The following is a 13,913-nucleotide window of genomic DNA, read 5'->3' on the forward strand; positions in this document are numbered from 1 at the left end:
GACCCCTGGGCCTTGTTTCGGGCAACGTCCCCCGCCCCAGCTTGTCGATTGCAGACCTGGCTACTGGAGAGCGGCATGACTGACATTCCTCGCGATGATCATCTGGATAGTTCGCTGGCGCTGCTGGGCGAAGGTTATCCCTTCATCCGCGATCGCTGCCAGCGCCTGCACAGCAATGTTTTTCAGGCGCGTCTGCTGATGCAGAACACCATCTGCCTGAGCGGGGAGCAGGCGGCGCGCCTGTTCTATGACGAGCGCCATTTTCAGCGCGCGAAGGCGATGCCGCGGATGCTGAAGAAGACGCTGCTCGGACAGGGTGGCGTCCAGGGGCTCGATGGCGAGGCGCATCGCCATCGCAAACGCATGTTCCTGCAGCTGCTGGACGCCGCGGCAGTCGACGAGCTGGTCGGCCTGGCCGAGCAGAGCTGGCGTCAGGCGATCGGCCAATGGCAGGCACAGGGCGAAGTCCAGCTGCTCGGTGAAGTGCAGATGCTGCTCACCGACAGTGTCTGCCGCTGGGCCGGAGTGCCGTTGCCATCCGCCGAGCGTGAGCTGCGCCGTGACCAGCTGGCGCAGATGATCGACGGCGCGGGCGGCATCGGACCCCGGCACCTGGCGGCGCGCAAGGCTCGTCGCGAGGCCGAGGCCTGGACGCAGCACCTGATCGAGCAGGTGCGTGCCGGTGAGCTGCAGGGCGACCCGACCCGGGCACTGATGGTCGTGGCGCATCATCGGGACCTGGACGGCAAACCGCTGGACAGCCGTATCGCGGCGGTCGAGCTGCTCAATCTGTTGCGCCCGACGGTTGCGGTGGCCTACTTCATCACTTACGCCGCCCTTGAGTTGCTGGCGCATCCGCACTGGTGCGACCGATTGCGCGCCGGGGACGAACTGCTCGAGCCTTTCGCCCAGGAGGTGCGCCGGCTGCACGCGTTCTTCCCGTTCACGGCCGCGCGGGTGCGGGACGGCTTCGATTGGCAGGGCCATCACTTCCCGGCCGGCACGCGCGTGATGCTGGACCTCTGGGGCACCAATCGCGAGGCGAGTCGCTGGACTGACCCCGAGGCCTTTCAGCCGGAACGCTTCGTTGACTGGTCGGGCGATGCCTTCAGTTTCGTGACTCAGGGTGGCGGCGATCCCGCGCAGGGGCATCGCTGCCCGGGCGAGCGGCTGGCGATCGAACTGCTCAAGCTCGCGCTACGTATGCTGACTCGGGAGATGGACTATGCGGTGCCGGCGCAGGACCTGCGGATCGACCTTTCGCGGATGCCGGCGAAACCGGAAAGCGGGCTGCTGATCAGCGATGTGAGGCCGCGGGCGTCCTGATCCTGAGCCGCCGGCACGTCATCATTCGGCGTGCTCGGCCTGCTTGACGCGAACCCAGTGGTCGATCAGCTCGCGCAGATGGGACAGCTCCACCGGCTTGGCCATGTGACCGTCCATGCCGGCCTCTCGGGCACGTTCGCGGTGCTCGCTGAGGATATGCGCGGTGAGCGCGACCACCGGGGTACGCGGCCGGGCATTGTGCGCTTCCCACTCGCGCAACTGGTGCGTGGCCTGGAAACCGTCGAGCACCGGCATCTCACAATCCATCAGCACCAGGTCGTACGGCTGAGCCTTGATCGCCTCCAGCGCTTCCTCGCCGTTGCAGGCAGTATCCGGTTGCAGGTTGAGCTTGTTCAGCATGCCGCGGATGACCTTGGTGGAAATGCTGTTGTCCTCGGCAACCAGGATGCGGAAGTCACTGGGGACCTCCAGCGGAGGCAAGGGCTGCGCTGTGGGGCTCGGCCGGTGCTGGCTGCCTGCCTGGCGTTGCGCGAGTTCGTCGGCCAGAGTGGTCTTGAGGGTGTAGCCGGCCACCGGTTTGGCCAGGATGCGCTTGATCCCGGCGTTGCGGGCGATGATCTTGCTCGGCGCGCTGCTCATGCCGGTGAGCATGATCAGCAGAATGTCGTGGTTGAGGCTGGAGTCCTCCTTGATCTTGCTCGCCAGCTGCATGCCGGTCATTCCCGGCATGTCCTGGTCGAGCAGGACCACGTCGAAGTACTCCTTCAGGTGGGCTTTGGTCCGTAGCAGGGCCAGCGCTTCCTTGCCCGAGGCGACCGCGCTCACATCCAGGCCCCAGCCGCTGCACTGCTGCAGCAGTACCTTGCGGCAGGTGTCGTTGTCGTCGACGATCAGCAGGCGCGTGCCCTGCAGCGGGCCGTCCAGGTCCGCGTTGTTCTGTGCCAGACCCTCGCCGGCCAGGGGCAGGCTGATCCACAGCGTATTGCCTTGGCTGGCCCCGGTCTGGATGCCGAAGTCGCCATCCATCAGCTGGACCAGCTGGCGCGCGATGATCAGGCCGAGCCGCCCGCCATGCCGCGTCGCCGCGAGGAAGTCATGGCTGTCTACCGCGGCGTTGAGCAGCGCGTCGCGCTCGTAGGCCTCCAGCGGACGGCCGCTGTCCTGGACGGTGATGCGCAGTCGCGGACTCTCGGTCGGCCCGTCGACCGCCGCGATCAGCAGCACCTCGCCTTCGTCGGTCTGCTTGAAGGCATTCTCCAGCAGGTTCAGCAGGGTCTGCCGCAGGCGGGTCGGGTCACCGGTGACCACTTGCGGCAACTGCGGCTGGATAAAGCTGATCAGCTCGACCTTCTGCTGCTCGGCCTTGGCGCGGAAGATGCTCAGGCAGTCCTCGATCAAGGCATTGAAGTCGAACTGCACCTCGTCCAGTTCGATCTGGCCGGACTCCAGCTTGGAGATATCGAGGATTTCGTTGATCAGGTTGAGCAGCTCGTTGCCGGAGCTGTGAATCGTCTGGACGTAGTCGCGTTGCTTGGCCGACAGCGAGGTGCCCAGCAGCAATTCGCTCATGCCCAGCACGCCGTTCATGGGTGTACGCAGCTCATGGCTGATCTTCGACAGGAAGTCGGCCTTGGTCTTCAGCTCGGCAGTGCTGACCGCCGCAGCGGTGTACTGGCTGCGGCTGTCCGACTGCCGTTGCCGCTGCCGTTCGAGCAGGGCGAAGCTGAGCAGCAGCCCCGCCAGCGTCGCAAGACTGAAGAGCCCGCCGGTGAGCCAGCCCGGATCGAGCTGGTCGAAGCCCAGCAGCATTGGCATGAAGAACACCATCCCGAGCGCGAACAGCGTCGTCCCGGCCACCACCAGACGGGCCGGTTTGTAGCCTTGCCGCCAGTGATAACTCGCCACGGCCAGCACGCTGCACGCCGCCGCCAGCACCAGCGAGTAGATCAGCCAGCTGTACCAGGGCCATTGAGCAAGCAGGATGCTGGCGGCCAGCGCCAGCACCAGGTTGAGTTCGATGCCCAGCAGCCAGGTGATCCAGGTGCGCCCGCGCTGATTGAAGAAGCCCAGCGTGTAGCCGAGCAGGGCGCAGCTCGCGGCCAGGGCCGAGAAATCGGCGATCAGCGGCTGGCTGTAGGTCAACCAAGGCAGCCATATGGCCAGCACGCCGAGGTTGGCCGTGGCGCAGCTCAGCAGCGCACCGTGCAGCAGGCTGAGCCAGATATGGGTGTAGCTGAGGGTGTAGGCGAAGCGCAGCAGATTGTAGAGCGCCAGCAGCGCGAGCGCGCCGAACAGCGCACCGAACAGATAGGCCGGCTTGTTCTGGTTCACCAGTCCCGCTTCGTCGACGGTCTTGAACCAGGTCATCAGTGGGTGACTGGACTGCAGGCGGATGTAGGCCTCACGTGGCTGGCCATCGTTGGGCAGGCTGAACAGGTAGGCACGGCTGGGCAGAGGACGTTCGCTGATCGGGCGCATGTCGCCGGTCGCTGTGTGGCGCTCCAGTCGGCCGTCGCGCAGCAGATAGAAGTCCAGATACTGCGCGCGTGGTGCGAACATCCAGAGCCACTTGGGCTTGGTCAGTGGCGGCAGGCTGACCTGCAGCCAGACCGCCCGATCGCTGGCCGGTGCGCTGTAGGAAAGTTTGTCCAGGCGCTGGAACAGCGCACGCTGGGAAACTACTTCATCCAGCGTGAGGCCGCCGGACTGGTCGATCAGCAGGCGCCAGTTCTGTGGTACGGAATCAGCGGAAAGCGTGGCGGGGGCCGGCGAAGGGGCAATGGAAGCCTGGGCCGACAGCGGGATCAGGTTGATCAGCAGCAGGCCGAAGATGACAGCTATGGCAATCCGGAGCCGACCCACTAGAGAAGTCCGTTCATGAGTGTGACGGCGGATTATAGCCATGCCGCAGCCGGCCTGTAATGCGTGCGACGGCGATAAAACCTGGCGCCGCACGCATTCCTGATGACAGGCTGAGCTTAACCCTCGCCACGCTCGCGGGTGATGGCGCGGTAGCCGATGTCCTTGCGGTAGAAACAGCCATTCCAGCGGATCTTTTCCGCCAGGCGGTAGGCCTGCTGCTGTGCCTCGGACACGCTACGGCCGATAGCGGTGGCACAGAGTACGCGGCCGCCGGCAGTGACTACCTGACCCTCGGCATTCAAAGCGGTGCCCGCGTGGAACACCTTGCCATCCAGCTTGGCTGCTTCGTCCAGTCCCTCGATCACGTCGCCCTTGGCATAGTCGCCCGGGTAGCCGCCGGCAGCCAGCACCACACCGACGGTCGGTCGCGGGTCCCAGGTCGCCTCGACCTTGTTCAGCGCCTTGGCCAGCGCGGCCTCGACCAGCAGCACCAGGCTGGACTCCAGGCGGCACATGATTGGCTGGGTTTCCGGGTCGCCGAAACGGCAGTTGAACTCGATGACCTTAGGCTTGCCGGCCTTGTCGATCATCAGCCCGGCATAAAGGAAGCCGGTGTAGACGTTGCCTTCGGCGGCCATGCCGCGCACGGTCGGGTAGATCACCTCGTTCATCACGCGCTGGTGCACCTCGGCAGTGACCACCGGAGCCGGCGAATAGGCGCCCATGCCCCCGGTATTCGGGCCGCTGTCGCCGTCGCCGACGCGCTTGTGGTCCTGGCTGGTGGCCATCGGCAGCACGTGCTCGCCGTCGACCATGACGATGAAGCTGGCCTCTTCGCCATCGAGGAACTCCTCGATCACCACCCGCGCCCCGGCGTCGCCGAAGGCATTGCCGGAGAGCATGTCACGCACGGCGTCCTCGGCTTCAGCCAGGGTCATGGCGACGATCACGCCCTTGCCGGCCGCCAGGCCGTCGGCCTTGATAACGATCGGTGCGCCCTTTTCGCGCAGATAGGCCAGCGCCGGTTCGACTTCGGTGAAGTTCTGATAGTCGGCGGTCGGGATGGCGTGACGCGCCAGGAAATCCTTGGTGAAGGCCTTGGAGCCTTCCAGCTGCGCGGCGGCAGCGGTGGGGCCGAAGATGTCCAGCCCGCGCGAGCGGAACAGATCGACCACACCTTTGACCAGCGGCGCTTCCGGTCCGACGATGGTCAGCTGCACGTTGGCCGCGGCGAAGTCCGCCAGTTGCTCGATGGCCAGCACGTCGATGGCGACGTTCTCGCACTTGGCTTCAGTGGCGGTGCCTGCGTTGCCGGGGGCGACGTATACCTTGGCGACGCGTGGGTCCTGCGCGACCTTCCAGGCCAGGGCATGCTCGCGGCCGCCGCTACCGATGATCAGTACGTTCATGTGTCCCTCCTGGGGGAGTGGCTTGCGGCCCATCGGTGGAAAACGCTGCGCGGTTTTCCACCCTAGGAGTCCGGTGTCGGGCTGTGCCCGGCCTATTCAAATCTGTCGGGGCGCGATGAAGCGTCTGGATGCAAGGCGGCGGGCTCGACGAGCGCAGTTGCCTAGATGGCAATGAGCATCGGCGAGTCCGCCGCCAACGCCGCAGAAGGGCGCTTCAGTGCGGTCAAGCCACCATCAGTGGCGGAAGTGGCGCATGCCGGTGAACACCATGGCAATACCGGCTTCGTCGGCCGCGGCGATCACTTCGTTGTCGCGCATCGAGCCACCCGGCTGGATCACTGCGGTGATGCCGGCCTTGGCTGCGTTGTCGATGCCGTCGCGGAACGGGAAGAAGGCATCGGAAGCCATGACCGCGCCCTGCACCTGCAGACCGGCGTGTTCGGCCTTGATCGCGGCGATGCGCGCGGAGTTGACGCGGCTCATCTGGCCGGCGCCGACACCGACGGTCTGGCGGTTCTTGGCGTAGACGATGGCGTTGGACTTGACGAACTTGGCCACTTTCCAGGCGAAGATCAGGTCGTGGATCTCCTGCTCGGTCGGTGCGCGCTGGGTGACGATCTTGAGGTCCGCCTCGGTGATCATGCCGATGTCACGGCTCTGGATCAGCAGGCCGCCATTGACGCGCTTGTAGTCCCAGCCCGGGCTGCGCTCGGCCGGCCACTCGCCGCATTCGAGCAGGCGCACGTTGGCCTTGCTGGCGACGACGTCGCGCGCGGCCTGAGAAACCTTGGGCGCGATGATCACCTCGACGAACTGACGCTCGACGATGGCCTGGGCGGTTTCGCCGTCCAGCTCGCGGTTGAAGGCGATGATGCCGCCGAAGGCCGACTCGCTGTCGGTTGCGTAGGCCAGGTCGTAGGCCTTGCGGATGCCGCCTTCGTCTTCCGGAACCACCGCGACGCCGCAGGGGTTGGCATGCTTGACGATCACGCAGGCCGGCTTGGTGAAGCTCTTCACGCATTCCAGCGCGGCGTCGGTGTCGGCCACGTTATTGAACGACAGCTCCTTGCCCTGCAATTGCCTGGCGGTGGCGACGCAGGCTTCGTCCGGCTTTTCGACGTAGAAGGCGGCCTGCTGGTGCGGGTTCTCACCGTAGCGCATGTCCTGCGCCTTGATGAACTGCATGTTGTAGGTGCGCGGGAACAGGCTGCGGTTGTCGGTGCTGAGCTGCTCGGTGCTCTGGTCGATGCCGCCGAGGTAGTTGGCGATCATGCCGTCATAGCCGGCGGTGTGTTCGAACGCCTTGAGCGCCAGGTCGAAGCGTTGGGCATAGGTCAGCCCGCCGTTCTTCAGGTTGTCGACCACTGCCGCGTAGTCCTCGGCGTTGACCACGATGGCGACATCCTTGTGGTTCTTCGCCGCGCTGCGGACCATGGTCGGGCCGCCGATATCGATATTCTCGATGGCGTCCGGCAGGGTGCAACCGGGCTTGGCCACGGTGGCGGCGAACGGGTAGAGGTTGACCGCCACCAGATCGATCGGCGCGATGCCGTGCTCGGCCATGACCGCACCGTCCAGATCACGACGGCCGAGGATGCCGCCGTGGATCTTCGGATGCAGGGTCTTCACCCGGCCATCCATCATTTCCGGGAAGCCGGTGTAGTCGGCGACCTCGATGGCGGCGATGCCATTCTCGCGCAGCAGCTTGAAGGTGCCACCGGTGGACAGGATCTCGACGCCAAGGGCTTCGAGTTCACGGGCGAAGTCGACGACGCCGGTCTTGTCGGACACGCTGATCAGCGCGCGGCGCACGGGAAGGCGGGTGGTTTGGTCGGTCATTGACGGTTCCTAGAGGCTACAGGCTTGAGGCCGCGAAGCTGGCAGGACCGGGCGACCGTGTCTGCCAGCTGTCGCTTCAGAGCAGGTCGTACTGTTTGAGTTTCTTGCGCAGGGTGCCGCGATTCAGGCCGAGCAGCTCGGATGCCTTGGTCTGGTTGCCCTTCACGTAATGCATCACGGTTTCCAGCAGCGGCGCCTCCACTTCGGAGAGCACGAGGTTGTAAACGTCCGTGACGTCGGCACCTTCGAGACGGGCGAAATAGTTGTGCAGCGCCTTCTCGACGCTGCCGCGCAACGTCTGCCCTGCTTCGCTCGGCGTGTTCAGGTGCTGCTTGAGGTTCACGTTGTCACTCACGGATGTTGTTCCACTTACCAATGTTTCATTCAACAGCGTCATGCGGCCACCTCTGTTCCATCCACCGAGCCAGGCCCAGAGCGTTGTTCGGCAAAGAATTGCCGGATGCTGGAGCCTTGCGCATCCCTGTCTTCCAGATGATTGAAACGGGCGCGGAAGTCCCGCGCGCCCGGCAGTGTTGCGAGATACCAACCCACGTGCTTGCGGGCGATACGAACTCCCATCACCTCGCCATAGAATTCGTGCAGCGCCTGAACATGTTCCAGCAGGGTGCTTTCGACCTCGCCCAGCGTCGGCGCCGCGAGCAACTCGCCGGTGCGCAGATAATGCTCCACTTCGCGAAAGATCCATGGGCGACCCTGCGCCGCACGTCCAATCAGCAGGCCATCGGCCCCAGTGACTTGGAGCACCCTGGCCGCCTTATGCGGCGAATCGATGTCGCCGTTGGCAAACACCGGAATCGACACCGCCTGCTTGATGGCGGCGATGGTGTCGTATTCGGCCTCGCCGGTATACAGGTCGGCGCGGGTGCGCCCGTGCACTGCCAGCGCCGCGATGCCGGACTGTTCGGCGATGCGGGCGATGGTCGCGCCATTCTTGTTCTGGCGGTCCCAGCCGGTGCGGATCTTCAGCGTCACCGGCACATCCACCGCGGCGACCACGGCCTCGAGAATGTCCGCGACCAGCCGCTCATCGCGCATCAGCGCCGAACCGGCGGCCTTGTTGCAGACCTTCTTTGCCGGGCAACCCATGTTGATATCGATGATCTGTGCGCCCAGCTCGACGTTGCGCTGCGCCGCTTCGGCGAGCATCTGCGGGTCGCCGCCAGCGATCTGCACCGAGCGTGGCTCGGGTTCGTCGGCATGGGGCATGCGTAACCGCGACTTGCGGCTGTTCCACAGGCGCACATCGCTGGTGAGCATTTCCGAGACCACCAGGGCCGCGCCGAAGCGGCGGCACAACTGGCGGAACGGCTGATCGGTCACGCCCGCCATGGGCGCGAGAATCAACCGATTCGTCAAGGTGTAGGGGCCGATGCGTACCGCTGACATGAAGATTCCCTGCTTGGGGCCTGCTTGTTAGGTCGATCGGGACTGCAAAAAAGGGTGGGCATAATACCCGCTACGCATGACGGGTTAAAGGCTGTTTTGAACAAATTCTGAACAGCGGCCGCGTTATCGCCGAGAGTTTGGATAACGGCTGACCCATGTCGAGGGGGGGCCGGCCACCGGCCGGGATCGAGGGGGGCAGCTAGTCCGGAGAATGGAAGCCCAGGCTGTAGTTCACCGCCTTCGCGCCGGGGTCGAGGATGTCCAGGGCAATGTGGATCGGGACCTGCGGCGGCATGATCGTCTGGCCGGCTAGCTCGCCGGACAGGTACTCGCTGGGTTTGAAGCTGCGGCTGGCCAGCAGTTTGCCGTTCAGGTCGGCGAAGCGGATTTCCAGCAGCGGAAAGGGCTGTGCAAAGGGGGCGCGGTTGTAGAGGATCGCATCGACCACCAGTGCTCCGGTGAACTCAGGGTGGCTGCGTACGACCAGGTTGCTGCTCTTGATCTGGCCGATATCGACCAGGGCCGGCAGTTCGCAGCCGAGGGTCGGGCAGATACGCTCGAACCAGGGGCGGTACTGATGCTGGCGCGACAGCTCGTCGTAGTTGTAGACGACGTATTGCGCACCCAGCGCGAGCACCGCGAGCAGATTCAGCGTGCCCCAGCCGAGCCAGCGTCCCCAGGGTTTCTTGCGTTCCTGCCAGTCCAGTTGCAGCGGCTCGTCGTCGAGTTCGAACAGCGGCTCGCCGCGCAGTTCGGGTTCACGCTGGGGGATGACAGGGTCATCGGGCCGATCGAGGGGCTCGGTGTCCGGCAGGCTCAGGGCTGGCTCGACACGTTCGCTGCGTGCCTGTTGCGCCTTGGCGGCCGACAGCGGCCGGGCACTGACCGCAAGCGGGCTCGGTGGCTGCGGGGTATCGGCGGTGACCGGGGTGAAGCTGACTGGCCCATCACTCCCAGGTACGGCGGACGTGGCGGTCTGCTCGGCATTCAGCAGGATTTCCGCCCAGCTTTCGTCGTGCTCGCTGGTGGCGGCATCCGACGCCCGCGCGGTCTTCGTCGAGCCGCTGCGGGTTTCCAGGCTGAGCAGGTCCTGCGACAGTTCGCGCTCCTGCTGCTCCAGTTTGGCCAGTTCCTCGTCCAGATCGAGGCTGTCCAGATCCAGGTCATCGTGAATCCACAGGGTTTCATCGGCCTTGCTGGTCGGCGCGGCGCCGGGCGTGGCTGCGACCGGGCGCGGAGTCTCCGCCTGCGCGGCGGTGGTCGCCGCAACCTGCCCCGGGGCCGGGCTCAGCTCGTCACGCAGCAGATGGTGGACTGCATTGAAGACTTCCAGGCAGGCGCCGCAGCGCACTGCTCCATGGGCCGCGCGGAGCTGGCTGCGGCTGATGCGAAAGCGGGTGCTGCAGTTGGGGCACTGGGTGATGAAGCTGGTCATGCGTGTTTCCGCGCGGAGGTGCCGGCTAGTCTAGCGCAAGCCGGCGGCGCAGCGGCAGTGGCCGCCGCGCCTGCTGTCCAAGTGTGCGGGGACGATCGCATGCCGCTGCACATCAGCTGCGACGAACGCCGCTGATGCGTACCCAGCCGTCCTTGTCGGCGGTCGGGTCGAGGTCGAAGGCGCCGCTGTAAGCCCCGCGAACCTCGTCGGCCTGTTCGGCGAGGATGCCGGACAGCGCCAGCCTGCCGCCCGGCTTGACCAGAGCGGTGATCTGCGGCGCCAGTGAGACGAGCGGCCCGGCAAGGATGTTGGCAACCACTACGTCGGCCGGTTCCTGCGGCAGCTGTTCGGGCAGGTAGAGGGTGAAGCGCTCCGGGGCGATTCCATTGCGCTCGGCATTGTCGCGCGAAGCCTCCAGCGCCTGCGGATCGATATCGGTGCCCACGGCCTGGCGAGCACCCAGCAGCAGGCCAGCGATCGCGAGGATTCCCGAACCGCAGCCGAAATCGAGCAGTGACCGGTCGTCCAGTGTTTGTGCGTCAAGCCATTCCAGGCACAGCGCGGTGGTGGGGTGGGTGCCGGTGCCGAAGGCCAGGCCGGGATCGAGCAGCAGGTTGACCGCGTCCGGCTCCGGTGCGGCGTGCCAGCTGGGCACGATCCACAGGCGACGTCCGAAGCGCATTGGCTGGAAGTTGTCCATCCAGCTGCGTTCCCAATCCTGGTCCTCGATCACCTCGGTCTGATGCTCGGGCAGGCCACCGCCGCGCAGAAGCTGCAGATGGGCGAGCAGCGCGTCGGGATCGGTATCGGCCTCGAACAGTGCCAGCAGGTGCGTATGCGACCAGAGCGGCGTGGTATTGAGGTCCGGCTCGAAGATCGGCTGGTCTTCGGCATCCATGAAGGTGACCGAGACCGCACCCAGCTGCAGCAGCTGGTCTTCCAGCGCTTCGGCCTGATCGGGGGTGATGGCGAGTCGGATCTGCAGCCAGGACATGAAGGCCTCTCGAGTTGGGTCGCGGAAAGCGGGCAAGCTTACTGGAGCAGCGGGGGCGGCGGCCAGCGCGGTTTGCCCCAAACGGTCGGGCGGGGGGCGCAGAAACGACAAGGGCCGCCCGAAGGCAGCCCCTGTCATGCCGAGCCGAGGCTCAGTGCTTGTCCATACCCAGTTTCTTCTCCAGGTAATGGATGTTCACGCCGCCCTTGCAGAAGCCTGGATCGCGTACGAGATCGCGATGCAGCGGGGCGTTGGTCTTGATGCCGTCGACGATCAGTTCGTCCAGCGCGTTGCGCATCCGGCCCATGGCCTCGTCACGGTTCGCGCCGAAGGTGATCAGCTTGCCGATCAGCGAGTCGTAGTGCGGCGGTACCGAGTAGCCGTCGTACAGGTGCGAGTCGACGCGCACGCCGTTGCCGCCGGGCGCATGGAAATGCTTCACCTTGCCCGGGCTGGGCATGAAGGTACGCGGGTCTTCGGCGTTGATGCGGCATTCGACGGCATGGCCGCGGATGACCACGTCTTCCTGCTTGATCGACAGCTTCTGGCCGCCACCGATCAGCAGCATTTCCTTGACGATGTCGATGCCGGTGACCATCTCGGTGACCGGGTGCTCCACCTGTACACGGGTGTTCATCTCGATGAAGTAGAAGTTGCCATCTTCATAGAGGAACTCGAAGGTACCTGCGCCGCGATAGCCGATGTCGATGCACGCTTTGACGCAGCGGGCCTGGACCTTGCGGCGGGCTTCTTCATCGATCAGCGGGGCTGGGGCTTCCTCGATCACCTTCTGGTGGCGGCGCTGCAGCGAGCAGTCGCGGTCGCCCAGGTGAATCGCATTGCCCTGGCCGTCGGCCAGCACCTGGATTTCCACGTGGCGTGGATTGGTGAGGAACTTCTCGAGGTAGACCATCGGGTTGCCGAAGGCGGCGCCGGCTTCGTTGCGGGTCAGCTTGGCCGAGGCGATCAGGTCCTCTTCCTTGTGCACCACACGCATGCCGCGGCCACCACCGCCACCGGCGGCCTTGATGATCACCGGGTAGCCCACTTCGCGGGCGATGCGCAGCGCTTCCTTTTCGTCTTCCGGCAGTGGGCCGTCAGAACCCGGAACGGTCGGCACGCCGGCCTGCTTCATGGCGTCCTTGGCCGACACCTTGTCGCCCATCAGGCGGATAACGTCGGCAGTCGGGCCGATGAAAGTGAAGCCGGATTTTTCCACCTGCTCGGCGAAGTCGGCGTTCTCGGCGAGGAACCCGTAACCGGGATGGATGCCGTCGGCACCAGTGACCTCGGCAGCGGCGATGATGGCCGGAATGCTCAGGTAGGACTGGGCGGAGGAGGCCGGGCCGATGCACACGGACTCGTCGGCCAGCGACACATGCATCAGGTCACGGTCGGCAGTGGAGTGCACCGCCACGGTCTTGATGCCCAGTTCCTTGCAGGCGCGCAGGACACGAAGGGCGATCTCGCCGCGGTTGGCGATCAGTACTTTTTCCAACATCGCTGGCTCTCCGCGGTTCAAACGATGGTGAACAGCGGCTGGTCGTATTCGACCGGCTGACCATTCTCCACCAGGATGGATTCGATGGTGCCGCTGATCTCGGCCTCGATGTGGTTCATCATCTTCATGGCTTCGACGATGCAGAGGATGTCGCCCTTCTTCACGCTCTGACCGACTTCGACGAACGGCTTGGATTCCGGCGAGGAGGCGCGGTAGAAGGTGCCGACCATCGGCGAGCGGACCACGTTGCCGTTCAGCTTGGGTGCGGCAGGAGCAGCGTCAGCAGCCGGGGCGGCAGCGGCGGCCGGAGCAGGCGCCGGTGCGGCCGGAGCCTGTGCGTAGATCGGCTGCTGCATCGCGACCTGCTTGCTGTGACGGCTGATGCGTACCGACTCTTCACCCTCGTGGATTTCCAGTTCGTCGATACCGGACTCTTCCAGCAGTTCGATCAGTTTCTTGACTTTGCGAATATCCATGAAGCGTTGACTCCCAGGTAAGTTCAAAGGGCATTGCTGCTCGCTTCTTCAAGACTCGACACCTGCGTCGAGCCCATCAGGAAGCAGCGAGTTGTTCCAGGGCGGCCTCCAGGGCCAGTCGGTAACCGCTGGCGCCAAGGCCGCAGATCACCCCTACCGCTACGTCGGAGAAATAGGAGTGATGGCGGAAAGGTTCGCGTTTGTGCACGTTGGACAGGTGCACTTCGATGAATGGGATGCTCACGGCCAGCAATGCGTCACGTAATGCGACGCTGGTGTGAGTGAATGCCGCGGGATTGATCAGGATGAAGTCCACGCCTTCGCTGCGCGCGGCATGGATGCGCTCGATCAGCTCGTACTCGGCATTCGATTGCAGATGGAGCAGATGATGGCCCGCGGCACGGGCGCGCTGCTCCAGATCCTGATTGATCTGCGCCAGCGTCACCGCGCCATAGACACCGGGCTCGCGGGTGCCAAGCAGATTGAGGTTGGGGCCGTGCAGGACCAGTAGGGTGGCCATGGGTGTTCCTTGTTTTTCTGGGTACGCCGACGCGGCGGGGCAGGCCGGGTCGCGAGAGGGGAAAAACTATGCCCCAGGCGAGGGCTGACTGTCCAGTCATGTCGCGATCGAAGGAAATGCCCGCATTATGTCTGAAGATTCCGGCAATCATTCGTCGGCCGCGAGGATGTCTCGAGTATCTGC

The 13,913-nt window shown here is 65.0% G+C and carries 11 protein-coding genes; 1 reads left to right on the forward strand and 10 read right to left on the reverse strand.

The features are described 5' to 3' along the window. The first annotated feature begins 75 nt into the window (after positions 1-75). Positions 76-1,326 carry a cytochrome P450 gene (locus ACVRRC_RS20655; RefSeq protein WP_472997452.1) on the forward strand — a complete coding sequence of 417 codons (1,251 nt, stop codon included), beginning with the start codon at positions 76-78 and terminating at the stop codon, positions 1,324-1,326. 21 nt (positions 1,327-1,347) lie between these two features. Here the strand turns inward: ACVRRC_RS20655 and ACVRRC_RS20660 are convergent, their stop codons facing one another. The 10 genes from ACVRRC_RS20660 to aroQ all read right to left on the reverse strand — a co-directional run bounded on the left by ACVRRC_RS20660 (position 1,348) and on the right by aroQ (position 13,730). Next, a complete protein-coding gene (locus tag ACVRRC_RS20660; RefSeq protein ID WP_472997453.1) occupies positions 1,348-4,149 on the reverse strand; it encodes a hybrid sensor histidine kinase/response regulator in 2,802 nt (933 codons plus the stop codon). Positions 4,150-4,265: 116 nt separating this feature from the next. Then, positions 4,266-5,558 (reverse strand): phosphoribosylamine--glycine ligase, encoded by a 1,293-nt coding sequence (gene purD / locus ACVRRC_RS20665; RefSeq protein ID WP_472997454.1) that lies wholly within the window; start codon positions 5,556-5,558, stop codon positions 4,266-4,268. A 234-nt stretch (positions 5,559-5,792) separates the two neighbouring features. Continuing rightward, on the reverse strand, positions 5,793-7,397 hold the full coding sequence (purH, locus tag ACVRRC_RS20670) for a bifunctional phosphoribosylaminoimidazolecarboxamide formyltransferase/IMP cyclohydrolase (RefSeq protein ID WP_084899685.1): 1,605 nt from the start codon (positions 7,395-7,397) through the stop codon (positions 5,793-5,795). Positions 7,398-7,473: 76 nt separating this feature from the next. Next, positions 7,474-7,794 carry a DNA-binding transcriptional regulator Fis gene (gene fis / locus ACVRRC_RS20675; RefSeq protein ID WP_003279911.1) on the reverse strand — a complete coding sequence of 107 codons (321 nt, stop codon included), beginning with the start codon at positions 7,792-7,794 and terminating at the stop codon, positions 7,474-7,476. Continuing rightward, positions 7,791-8,804, reverse strand: coding sequence for a tRNA dihydrouridine synthase DusB (dusB, locus tag ACVRRC_RS20680; protein WP_019406993.1), 1,014 nt, complete (start codon positions 8,802-8,804; stop codon positions 7,791-7,793). The genes fis and dusB overlap by 4 nt, the downstream gene beginning before the upstream one ends. Positions 8,805-9,003: 199 nt before the next feature. Then, complete coding sequence (locus ACVRRC_RS20685) at positions 9,004-10,239, reverse strand: DUF3426 domain-containing protein (protein WP_221292597.1); 1,236 nt, start codon at positions 10,237-10,239, stop codon at positions 9,004-9,006. A gap of 112 nt (positions 10,240-10,351) precedes the next feature. Beyond that, on the reverse strand, positions 10,352-11,233 hold the full coding sequence (gene prmA / locus ACVRRC_RS20690) for a 50S ribosomal protein L11 methyltransferase (protein ID WP_472997455.1): 882 nt from the start codon (positions 11,231-11,233) through the stop codon (positions 10,352-10,354). 151 nt (positions 11,234-11,384) lie between these two features. Then, positions 11,385-12,734, reverse strand: a complete 1,350-nt coding sequence (gene accC / locus ACVRRC_RS20695; RefSeq protein WP_011914338.1) for an acetyl-CoA carboxylase biotin carboxylase subunit — start codon at positions 12,732-12,734, stop codon at positions 11,385-11,387. 17 nt (positions 12,735-12,751) lie between these two features. Then, on the reverse strand, positions 12,752-13,210 hold the full coding sequence (accB, locus tag ACVRRC_RS20700) for an acetyl-CoA carboxylase biotin carboxyl carrier protein (protein ID WP_011914337.1): 459 nt from the start codon (positions 13,208-13,210) through the stop codon (positions 12,752-12,754). Positions 13,211-13,286: 76 nt separating this feature from the next. After that, positions 13,287-13,730, reverse strand: coding sequence for a type II 3-dehydroquinate dehydratase (gene aroQ / locus ACVRRC_RS20705; RefSeq protein WP_011914336.1), 444 nt, complete (start codon positions 13,728-13,730; stop codon positions 13,287-13,289). Positions 13,731-13,913 lie beyond the last annotated feature (183 nt).

The organism is Stutzerimonas sp. LR2, from assembly GCF_055755175.1.

Bases quoted from the DNA above. Each gene is read 5' to 3' on its own strand.
- ACVRRC_RS20655 (WP_472997452.1), top strand. From the start codon at position 76: ATGACTGACATTCCTCGCGATGATCATCTGGATAGTTCGCTGGCGCTG.
- purD (WP_472997454.1), bottom strand. From the start codon at position 5,558: ATGAACGTACTGATCATCGGTAGCGGCGGCCGCGAGCATGCCCTGGCC.
- purH (WP_084899685.1), bottom strand. From the start codon at position 7,397: ATGACCGACCAAACCACCCGCCTTCCCGTGCGCCGCGCGCTGATCAGC.
- fis (WP_003279911.1), bottom strand. From the start codon at position 7,794: ATGACGCTGTTGAATGAAACATTGGTAAGTGGAACAACATCCGTGAGT.
- dusB (WP_019406993.1), bottom strand. From the start codon at position 8,804: ATGTCAGCGGTACGCATCGGCCCCTACACCTTGACGAATCGGTTGATT.
- ACVRRC_RS20685 (WP_221292597.1), bottom strand. From the start codon at position 10,239: ATGACCAGCTTCATCACCCAGTGCCCCAACTGCAGCACCCGCTTTCGC.
- prmA (WP_472997455.1), bottom strand. From the start codon at position 11,233: ATGTCCTGGCTGCAGATCCGACTCGCCATCACCCCCGATCAGGCCGAA.
- accC (WP_011914338.1), bottom strand. From the start codon at position 12,734: ATGTTGGAAAAAGTACTGATCGCCAACCGCGGCGAGATCGCCCTTCGT.
- accB (WP_011914337.1), bottom strand. From the start codon at position 13,210: ATGGATATTCGCAAAGTCAAGAAACTGATCGAACTGCTGGAAGAGTCC.
- aroQ (WP_011914336.1), bottom strand. From the start codon at position 13,730: ATGGCCACCCTACTGGTCCTGCACGGCCCCAACCTCAATCTGCTTGGC.